Annotated in this window: 9 protein-coding genes and 1 tRNA gene; 4 read left to right on the forward strand and 6 right to left on the reverse strand. The window is 48.1% G+C overall.

Going from position 1 to position 8,831, the window contains the following annotated elements:
• Both AACU55_RS14550 and AACU55_RS14555 read right to left on the reverse strand, forming a co-directional pair.
• On the reverse strand, window positions 1-316 hold a 316-nt coding region (locus AACU55_RS14550), incomplete at its 3' end, for a transposase domain-containing protein (protein WP_205960166.1).
• Between the two features lie 166 nt (window positions 317-482).
• A complete protein-coding gene (locus AACU55_RS14555) occupies window positions 483-1,091 on the reverse strand; it encodes a thymidine kinase (protein WP_013575949.1) in 609 nt (202 codons plus the stop codon).
• Window positions 1,092-1,714: 623 nt separating this feature from the next.
• On the opposite strand from AACU55_RS14555, the gene hns reads away from it, so the two are divergent.
• Window positions 1,715-2,122, forward strand: a complete 408-nt coding sequence (hns, locus tag AACU55_RS14560) for a histone-like nucleoid-structuring protein H-NS (protein WP_013575950.1) — start codon at window positions 1,715-1,717, stop codon at window positions 2,120-2,122.
• Between the two features lie 200 nt (window positions 2,123-2,322).
• Here hns and AACU55_RS14565 read toward each other — a convergent pair whose 3' ends face one another.
• The 4 genes from AACU55_RS14565 to rssA all read right to left on the reverse strand — a co-directional run bounded on the left by AACU55_RS14565 (window position 2,323) and on the right by rssA (window position 6,920).
• Window positions 2,323-3,330 carry an NAD-dependent epimerase gene (locus AACU55_RS14565; protein ID WP_037034495.1) on the reverse strand — a complete coding sequence of 336 codons (1,008 nt, stop codon included), beginning with the start codon at window positions 3,328-3,330 and terminating at the stop codon, window positions 2,323-2,325.
• A gap of 9 nt (window positions 3,331-3,339) precedes the next feature.
• A complete protein-coding gene (locus AACU55_RS14570; RefSeq protein ID WP_013575952.1) occupies window positions 3,340-4,683 on the reverse strand; it encodes a UDP-glucose dehydrogenase family protein in 1,344 nt (447 codons plus the stop codon).
• 215 nt (window positions 4,684-4,898) lie between these two features.
• Window positions 4,899-5,912: a two-component system response regulator RssB gene (gene rssB / locus AACU55_RS14575; RefSeq protein WP_134707140.1), complete on the reverse strand. Its 1,014-nt coding sequence runs from the start codon at window positions 5,910-5,912 to the stop codon at window positions 4,899-4,901.
• 96 nt (window positions 5,913-6,008) lie between these two features.
• A complete protein-coding gene (rssA, locus tag AACU55_RS14580; protein ID WP_013575954.1) occupies window positions 6,009-6,920 on the reverse strand; it encodes a patatin-like phospholipase RssA in 912 nt (303 codons plus the stop codon).
• A 148-nt stretch (window positions 6,921-7,068) separates the two neighbouring features.
• Here rssA and AACU55_RS14585 point away from each other — a divergent pair, with 148 nt between their 5' ends.
• The 3 genes from AACU55_RS14585 (at window position 7,069) to AACU55_RS14595 (ending at window position 8,723) form a co-directional block, all read left to right on the forward strand.
• The gene (locus AACU55_RS14585; protein WP_013575955.1) at window positions 7,069-7,533 is read left to right on the forward strand and encodes a YchJ family protein; all 465 of its coding nucleotides are present in this window, start codon (window positions 7,069-7,071) and stop codon (window positions 7,531-7,533) included.
• Between the two features lie 43 nt (window positions 7,534-7,576).
• The gene (gene purU, locus AACU55_RS14590; protein ID WP_013575956.1) at window positions 7,577-8,425 is read left to right on the forward strand and encodes a formyltetrahydrofolate deformylase; all 849 of its coding nucleotides are present in this window, start codon (window positions 7,577-7,579) and stop codon (window positions 8,423-8,425) included.
• Window positions 8,426-8,638: 213 nt separating this feature from the next.
• Window positions 8,639-8,723, forward strand: a tRNA-Tyr gene (locus AACU55_RS14595).
• Window positions 8,724-8,831 lie beyond the last annotated feature (108 nt).

Consider the following 8,831-nt stretch of genomic DNA (forward strand, 5'->3'; position numbering starts at 1 on the left):
ACAGAACCCGGATGGCATCTTCACCTAACGTTTTTCTGCGGGCAATAACGGAGCTGGGTGCGGTGAATGAGCGTCCGGTTCGGTCAACAATATCCATCAGATTAACGATATGACTCATAGGCTTATTATTGAATATGGCCATGCCGATAACCAGCCAGACCATGGACTCGAGGGGGAGTTTACGCTTGCGTAGGGTGACGGTGTCAGTGAGAGAAAAAGCTTGCTGAATGAGGTCCGGAGACAGGAGGTCAGCGAGGCTTTGAACTTCATCGGGGGCAGTGAGATTGATAATACCGAGAGCTTGTGAAAGTTCCATTTAAAAAGGGTCCATGATGAGCATGAACCCTTTTTACACGAGCCACCGGATCGGTCAACTGATCCTTAAACGATCGGCATTACGCTGAAAGGCGGGTTTTTTTATGGTCCGAATTCGCGATTTATCATTCAACTCTGGCTCATCGAACTTAGTCAGCGCTCATGACTTAGAGAGTCTTACTTTCATCCCTGCCATCAAACGCAGCCATCGCTTCTTTGTAATGCTTACGGCAGACCGAAACATAACTTTCATCACCGCCAATAACGACCTGTGCGCCATCATGTAAGGCGTTACCGTTCTCATCCAGTCTCAGGTTGCGGTTGGCTTTGCGACCACAATGGCAGATGGTTTTAAGCTCAACCAGTTTATCTGCCCAGGCCAGCAGATATTCACTGCCCTCAAAAAGTTCTCCACGAAAATCCGTTCTCAGACCATAGCAAAGTACAGGCACATCCAGATCGTCCACAACGTCCGTCAGCTGCGATACCTGAGCTTTGGTGAGAAACTGGCACTCATCAATCAGAACGCAACTCAAACGCTGTGTGCGGTTCTCCTGAGCCACCAGATTGAAGAGTTCTGTCTCTGTGTTGTAAAGCTCTGCAGGAGACGACAAGCCGATTCGCGAACTGACTTTACCCTGACCATACCGGTTATCAAGTTCTGCTGTTAACACCAGCGTGCGCATACCACGTTCTTGATAATTATATGAAGATTGCAGCAACGAGGTGGACTTACCGGCATTCATCGCCGAGTAATAGAAATAAAGCTGAGCCATAAAGAAGTGATCCCATAAAGTAATGGATGGCATAAATTTTCGGCATGTATTGTATCACATGCCTGGCAGACTATAACAACCGGAGAGTGGCACTGATATCTGGCACGGGCGGGCATTCATTCCCGGTAAAGAAATCACAGAGGCTTACAATAAAAATTATACGACATGAGATAATTATGGCCTGCTGACACGGCAGAATACCCGCAATGAAAGCGCAGTTTATATGTCTGCATTGCAGAGTAAGAGTTTGTCTATACATTAAAAAAGACAATTGAAATGCTACCGGCAAAGAATCATTTTTCTGATCTTGTGCTTCATCTCTCAAGCCTTTCCATATCCTTACATTACATGACTTCACGGATCCTTTAATTTTGTGAACTCTCGCTGACTTAAAAAAACACTTACACAAAGCATCAACAATCCTCAACAGAGGATTGAAAATAGGGTTATCATCCCCAGATTAATAGCGCTAAGCGGCCTGGCTATATTTCTCTGCGGATAAACATTATTTGCTTTAAATGCGTAAATTAAGGTCAAGCAAACAAATTCGCTATTGCAGAATACAGAAGAGCATTCTATTATTAGCCAAACGCCCCCCACCAATATAATTTGAGACTAGTATAATGAGCGAAGCATTAAAGATTCTGAACAACATCCGTACTCTGCGTGCGCAAGCAAGAGAATGCACTCTGGAAACTCTGGAAGAGATGCTGGAAAAATTAGAAGTTGTTGTGAACGAGCGTCGCGAAGAAGATTCTCAGGCAGCTGCTGAGATTGAAGAGCGCACCCGTAAACTGCAACAATACCGCGAAATGCTGATTGCGGACGGTATTGATCCTAATGAATTGCTGCAGACAATGGCTGCGACTAAAGCGACCGGTAAAGCAAAACGTGCAGCACGCCCGGCTAAATACAAATACGTTGATGAAAACGGCGAAAACAAAACCTGGACTGGCCAGGGTCGTACTCCAGCTGTAATCAAGAAAGCAATCGAAGAGCAAGGTAAATCACTGGACGATTTCCTGCTGTAATTGCCCTCATTAACGTTACTGTTAATGCTAAAAAGCCCATCACTCTGATGGGCTTTTTGTTTTTATTACGCTGTAACAGGCGTACCGAAAATACAAAACTGATAAAACAGATTGATACAACCTGTTCAATAAACATCTATAAGATTTAACTGATTCCATAAAAAAGGCTGCGTCAGCAGCCTTTAGTAAGAAATACAAAATCAGACCTGATAAAAGTCGCGATACCAGTCCACAAAGCGCTGTACGCCTTGCTCTACAGGTGTCTCAGGCTTGAAGTCAATCGCCTTAGCCAGCGGTGATGTGTCTGCGCTGGTCTCGTGTACATCGCCTGGCTGCATTGGCAACATATTCTTACCCGCAACCATTCCCAACGCCTTCTCCAGCGCACTGATATACGTCATCAGTTTCACGGGGTTGCTGTTGCCAATATTATAAACACTATAAGGTGCAGAACTGCTGGCAGGAGAGCCATCTTCTACAGTCCAGTCCGGATCAGATTGTGGAATAACATCCTGTAACCGAACAATGGCTTCGGCGATATCATCGATATAAGTAAAATCACGACGCATTTCGCCATGGTTATAAACATCGATATTCTGCCCGGCAAGTATTGCTTTGGTGAACTTAAACAATGCCATGTCCGGGCGTCCCCACGGGCCATATACGGTGAAGAAACGTAATCCGGTCGTGGGGATCTTATAAAGATGTGAATAAGTGTGAGCCATTAATTCATTAGCCTTTTTCGTTGCGGCATACAGCGAAACAGGATGATCCACAGAATCATCCGTTGAAAAAGGCTGTTTTTTGTTCAGGCCATAAACTGAACTGGAAGAGGCATAAAGCAAATGTCCGACTTTATTATGACGACAACCTTCCAGAACATTAACAAATCCTATGAGGTTGGCATCCGCATAAGCCAGAGGATTTTCGATTGAATATCGGACACCCGCCTGCGCGGCTAAATGGATAACCCGTTCAAAACGCTGTTCCGCAAACAATGCGGCCATACCCTCACGATCAGCTAAATCCAGCTTAATAAATTCAAAGCCGACTTTATTTTCCAGCTGAGCAAGGCGGGCAAGTTTCAGATTGACGTCATAGTAGTCATTCAGATTATCAATGCCGATAACGGAATGACCCGCAGCCAACAAACGTTGTGACACATAGAACCCAATAAAGCCCGCTGCGCCAGTGACCAGATATTTCATGAAAACTCCTTACAGAACCGGATTGATTGATGCGCCACGACCTATGCCGTAGTAAGTAAATCCGCGTTTCTCCAAACGTTCAGGATCGAATAAATTACGACCATCAAAGATAACCGGCTCTTTTAATGCTTTTTTGATCACATCAAAATCAGGGGCACGGAAATTCTGCCACTCCGTACAAATAATCAACGCATCAGCATTGTGCAATGCCGCTTCCTTGGTGCCCATCAATTCCAGATCATCACGGTGACCGTAGATCCGCTGCGTTTCATTCATCGCTTCAGGATCATAGGCTTTGATTTTCGCGCCTGCAGCCCAGAGTTGTTCCATTAATACGCGACTCGATGCTTCACGCATATCATCGGTATTAGGCTTAAATGACAGCCCCCACAGTGCAAAGGTTTTCCCTTTCAGGTCATCGCCAAAATGGCGCTGAATGAAAGCAGGCAATTTATATTTTTGCTGGTAATTGACCTGTTCTACCGCCTGCAACAATTTAGGCTGATAGCCAATATGCTCAGCAGTGCGGATCAACGCCTGGACGTCTTTAGGGAAACACGAACCGCCGTAGCCGCAGCCAGGGTAGATAAAGTGGTAGCCAATGCGTGAATCAGAACCGATACCCTGGCGGACTTTCTCGATATCCGCACCGAGCATTTCTGCCAGATTAGACATTTCATTCATGAAACTGATTTTGGTCGCCAGCATACAGTTAGCGGCATATTTGGTCAGCTCTGCACTGCGGATATCCATCAGGATCATACGATCGTGATTACGATTGAAAGGTTCGTAAAGTTCACGGATCGGATCAATAGCATCCGGGTTATCAGTACCGATGACGATACGTTCAGGTCGCATACAGTCTGCGACTGCTGCACCTTCTTTGAGGAATTCAGGGTTTGATACCACATCAAAGTTGATATCTGCACCACGTTCTTTGAGTTTCTCGGTCATTACTGCACGGACCTTGTCCGCAGTACCGACCGGAACGGTGGATTTATCAATGACCACTTTAGGTTCGGTCATGTACTCAGCAATCGTACGCGCCACGGCAGTCACATATTTCAGATCAGCGGAACCGTCTTCATCCGGTGGCGTACCCACCGCGATAAATTGTACCGTTGCATGCGCTACACCGTCAGCCGCATTGGTGCTGAAAAGCAAGCGCCCTGCTTCATAGTTGCTCTGAACCAGCGGTGTCAGGCCCGGTTCAAAAATTGGGATCTGCCCGTTTTTCAGGTTTTCTACTTTCTTTGCATCTACATCGATACACAAAACTTCATGCCCAACTTCAGCAAGAACCGCCGCCTGAACAAGTCCGACGTAACCGATACCAAAAACTGTTACTTTCATCAGCGAATTCCTATTTGTTATTTTAAACAATGTAAAATAGACAGCCAAATTTACCGGAACGGATTATACCAGTTTCAGCCGCAAGTGCGCCTGCAAAGGCATATTTTGCATTGAGATACATCTTAGAAGATTGAAATAAAGTGGGAAGACAAAAAAACGTGTGGGAAAAATGCTCAGGATTATTAATAAATTATTATCAATAGTAATAAATTTGCTCAATCAACAGACAGCATTAATCTCAGACGACCACCCGAACCCCAGACCTGACATTGCCAGGCATCACATTTCTGACTGATTTGATTGGAGTATGTTGCCCCAGTGGTGCCGAGCGGCACACCATTGCTGAGCTGAATCATATTGGTGCCGGTATTCACGTTGGCATGTAATCCCGCAGAAACCAGAATGAGATTCTTATACTCGGCATGATAATAACCAAGCAGCAACGGGAATTGTCCTTCGAGATTTGCCTGCTTGAATAAATGGTTGACCTGTTTAAGCAGCGTCGACATTTGTGGCAACCGCTGATGCTGATTACTTAAGTGCTCACGTAATAAGCTGTTAAAAATAGCACGCAACAATAACGCCGCCAGTACGCCATTTTCGTTGGCACGGGTCACATCCAGACAATAGAAACCGAGATCTTTGGAGGAAAGCGCGGCGATATCCAGCACCAGTCCCGGACTTTCCGCTGATGTCAGTTGCCGGTAGTTGATGCGGCAATGCGCCAGCCTCTGCTGAACCGGTGGCTGTAATTCCTGCAACAAACGCTGTGCTTCATTAGGATTACGGCACAGCGCCTCCCAGTCCTGAACCAGCGAACTTTCCTCCATCGCCTGTGATGAAAAAAGCTTCGGGTATAAAGACGAAAGCAGCGCCTCACGTAACCGGTTGAGATCGCTGATCGGTTTGAGAAGAACATCTTCCACGCCGAGTCGCAGCATTGATGCAACGTCGGTCATTTTATCCGTGGCGGAAATCACCAGAACAGGGATTTTATTTCCCTGTAATCGCAGGTTTTCGACGAACTCCATCCCGCCCATCTCAGGCATCGCCAAATCGCAGAGAATCAGGTCAGGCGGGTAATCTTCGACCAGCGACAAAGCCTCAAGGCCATTTTCGGCTTCCGTAAATGTCGCACCGAGGGAACTTACATAGCCAGCAAGTATGGATCGGAAGACGGCTTCGTCTTCAACGATGAGAATATGCTTGCTTGTAAGTGGCTTGTCCATCAGGGTCCCCCAGAATTTCTTATTCTAATAGTGGCTCATAAAGCCTGTTTTTGCTTGGTAGAATTGTCAGATTAAGCCAAACACATTTTAAGCCATTCAGAACTGTCTATTTTTAATCAGGGGTAGCAATTGCTCTCTCTGTTTTTCAACGGCAAGACGGCCTGCCTCGATCGCTTCTTCTGCCCGATGGAAGTCCAGCGTCGAAATTTGCGGGCAATAAGGCTGGATCAACACATCCGGCGGGTCGCCTGCCATGCGATTACGTTTGAGGCGGTTTTCCAGCACCTGAATGGACGTTGACATAATTTCCATCGCAGAGGGGCTGACGTTGGGTTTTCTGGCATTTGGACGGGTTAAACGCTGACGTATTCTGTCACGCCAGCTCACTTCTTTCTCAGTATCCAGTGCTTCGCCGGTCGGTTGTACCGTCAGCAAATCCTGCTGCATCAGATGCGCGTCGTGCTGGAGATCAACGGCGATAACGATATCAGCGCCAAGTGCGCGAGTCAGCGAAATGGGCACCGGATTCACCACCGCCCCATCAACCAGCCAGTAACCATTGTGCCAGACCGGGGCCAGCAGGCCGGGCATACTGCACGAGGCGCGGATAGCCTCATGCAAGTCCCCTTTTGTCAGCCACAATTCGCGACCGGTACTCAGATTGGTGGCGACTGCGCCAAACTTCTTCGAGCACTTTTCAAACTCATCAATGCGGATCAACTGCCCCACGGCATTGAACACACGCTCTCCACGCAGCAATCCTCCGCGCTTCCACGAAAAGTCCATCAGTCGCAGCACATCCCAGTAACTGAACGAGCGAACCCAGCTTTCTATTGCAGGCAATCTGTTACTGGCGTAGGCCGCGCCGACCAGTGCGCCAACCGAACAACCGGCGACGACATCGACGTCGATATCCATTTCCTTCAGGGCATTAATCACGCCAATGTGCGCCCACCCTTTCGCGGCTCCCGAGCCAAGGGCAAGACCAATGGTGACTTTTCTGCTCATCTGATGACCTTATATTGCGCATAGCATTAGAATCAACGGGCAAGCGCGTTGTCACCCGGCGAGTTTGTTAGGTAACATATCGGTTTGGTGCATTCAATAGCGCAACCTGCGTTGTTAAATTTATAAGCCCTGCAATTCAGGAGTTTCCGTGTCAGAACTTTGCCCATGCTGCAGCAACCTTTCTTTCGAAGAGTGCTGCCAGCCATACATCGCTGAGTGTAAAGTGGCGCCGACACCGTCTGCGCTGATGCGCTCGCGCTACACCGCCTACGTCCTGAAAAATGCGAGTTATCTGATCGCCACCTGGCATCCGGATTGTCAACCCGGGCGCTGGCGTGAGAGTTTACAGGAAGGCTTTACCAGTACGCACTGGCAAGGTTTACAGGTGATCGCGCAGTCAGAGGGACGCAATGCTGATGAAGGTTTCGTTGAGTTTGCTGCACGATTTACCGAAACCGGCGACGAACATATTCATCTGATCCATGAGCGTTCGCGATTTCTTCGTTTGAACGAACGCTGGTACTATATCGACGGAATTAAACCGCAGACAGGACGCAATGACGCCTGCCCGTGCGGATCGGGTAAAAAATATAAGAAGTGCTGCGGTAAATAATTCAACCGTACTATTTTAAGTCTTGGACAGGATCCACAACCTCATGCCGCAACAGAACGTACAAACCAAGGTACTACGCACCATTTGCCCTGACGCAAAAGGTCTGATCGCCAAAATTACCAATATTTGCTACAAGCACGAACTTAATATCGTGCAAAACAACGAATTCGTCGATCACCGCACCGGACGCTTCTTTATGCGTACCGAGCTGGAAGGGATTTTCAACGACACCACGCTGCTGGCCGATCTTGACAGCGCGCTGCCTGCGGGTTCCGTGCGCGAACTCAACAGCACCGGACGCCGCCGCATTGTTATCCTGGTCACCAAAGAAGCCCATTGTCTGGGCGATCTGCTGATGAAAGCGGCTTACGGCGGTTTAGATGTCGAAATCGCTGCGGTGATCGGTAATCACGACACGCTGCAAACGCTGGTCGAGCGTTTTGATATTCCGTTCCATCTGGTCAGTCATGACGGCCTGACCCGCGAACAGCACGACAGCGCAATGATTGCGCAAATCGACCAGTATCAGCCTGATTATGTGGTGCTGGCTAAATACATGCGCGTGCTGACGCCGGGCTTTGTGCAGCATTATCCGCATCAGGTGATCAACATTCACCACTCATTCCTGCCGGCATTTATTGGCGCCCGCCCGTATCATCAGGCGTATGAGCGCGGCGTGAAACTGATTGGTGCCACCGCGCACTACGTGAATGACAACCTGGATGAAGGTCCGATCATCATGCAGGACGTGATTAACGTCGATCATACTTATACGGCGGAAGATATGATGCGCGCCGGTCGCGACGTTGAGAAAAACGTGCTCAGCCGTGCCTTATATCGCGTGCTGGCGCAGCGTGTCTTTGTTTACGGCAACCGCACTGTCATTCTGTAATCCGCCTTCTGACGGTGCTTTTCGCTCAGAGAAGCACCGTTAAGCGCAAAAAATCCGCAAACGAACTTTATTATCGCTTTCAGCGCTTTACACCTTCGAATCATTTGGTATTATGCGCCCCGTTCGCAGCTAACCGCTGCAGCGACAAAAATCATCCATGTAGCACATGATGGTTTTGGCCAAGAAGTATGTAGTAAATGCCACAAAAGTTGTGGTGGGGTTCCCGAGCGGCCAAAGGGAGCAGACTGTAAATCTGCCGTCATCGACTTCGAAGGTTCGAATCCTTCCCCCACCACCATCTTCTATGTGCAATCGCACCTTCCGAAAAATCCCAAACTAAATAAAACTCAGAGCGGGAAGGATGAAGAATCTTCGACACGAAGGTTCGAGCCGAGCGAAGCGAGAC

It is taken from the genome of Rahnella sp. CJA17(1/100) (assembly GCF_963881615.1).
Lineage (GTDB): Bacteria > Pseudomonadota > Gammaproteobacteria > Enterobacterales > Enterobacteriaceae > Rahnella > Rahnella aceris.

Bases quoted from the DNA above. Each gene is read 5' to 3' on its own strand.
- hns (WP_013575950.1), top strand. From the start codon at position 1,715: ATGAGCGAAGCATTAAAGATTCTGAACAACATCCGTACTCTGCGTGCG.
- AACU55_RS14555 (WP_013575949.1), bottom strand. From the start codon at position 1,091: ATGGCTCAGCTTTATTTCTATTACTCGGCGATGAATGCCGGTAAGTCC.
- rssA (WP_013575954.1), bottom strand. From the start codon at position 6,920: ATGAGCAGAAAAGTCACCATTGGTCTTGCCCTTGGCTCGGGAGCCGCG.
- rssB (WP_134707140.1), bottom strand. From the start codon at position 5,912: ATGGACAAGCCACTTACAAGCAAGCATATTCTCATCGTTGAAGACGAA.
- AACU55_RS14570 (WP_013575952.1), bottom strand. From the start codon at position 4,683: ATGAAAGTAACAGTTTTTGGTATCGGTTACGTCGGACTTGTTCAGGCG.
- AACU55_RS14565 (WP_037034495.1), bottom strand. From the start codon at position 3,330: ATGAAATATCTGGTCACTGGCGCAGCGGGCTTTATTGGGTTCTATGTG.
- purU (WP_013575956.1), top strand. From the start codon at position 7,577: ATGCCGCAACAGAACGTACAAACCAAGGTACTACGCACCATTTGCCCT.